This is a genomic window from Bacteroides sp. 519, from assembly GCF_010500955.1.
Taxonomy (GTDB): domain Bacteria; phylum Bacteroidota; class Bacteroidia; order Bacteroidales; family Bacteroidaceae; genus Bacteroides.
In genome coordinates this window covers 1-334 of record NZ_QVMJ01000098.1, presented here as the reverse complement: position 1 = coordinate 334, position 334 = coordinate 1, and the positions used below count along the sequence as shown (strand labels likewise).

Annotated in this window: 1 pseudogene; it reads right to left on the bottom strand. The window is 45.2% G+C overall.

The features are described from left to right. Window positions 1-155: 155 nt before the first annotated feature. A pseudogene (locus D0T85_RS22895) lies at window positions 156-245 on the bottom strand (DUF4861 family protein); the annotation flags it as partial. Between the last annotated feature and the right edge of the window lie 89 nt (window positions 246-334).

Here is a 334-nt window from a genome sequence, read left to right as displayed (position 1 = left end):
AGGTTAACTTGTTCGGTTGTTTCCCACTTCAAATCCGGATTAGGCATTTTCTCGGGTTGTGTTCCTGTTACCGGCCTGTTGCTCCAAACTGCATTTCCTTCGGTATAATCGTTTACACGGTGGGCTGCATCGAATGGATCAAACGGCTCCTTAAACTTGCGGTCGAAGTAGATGCGGTAAGCAACCAACTCCGATTCAAATGCCGGGCCATGATGATGCAGGAGGTTATAAATATCACTGCTTCCTGACGAATGTAGAGACTACCTTCGTACATCCACGATTCGAGAGGAAGCATCAGGGTGTAAAAAAACTGGTCGTTATTGTATTTATTAGT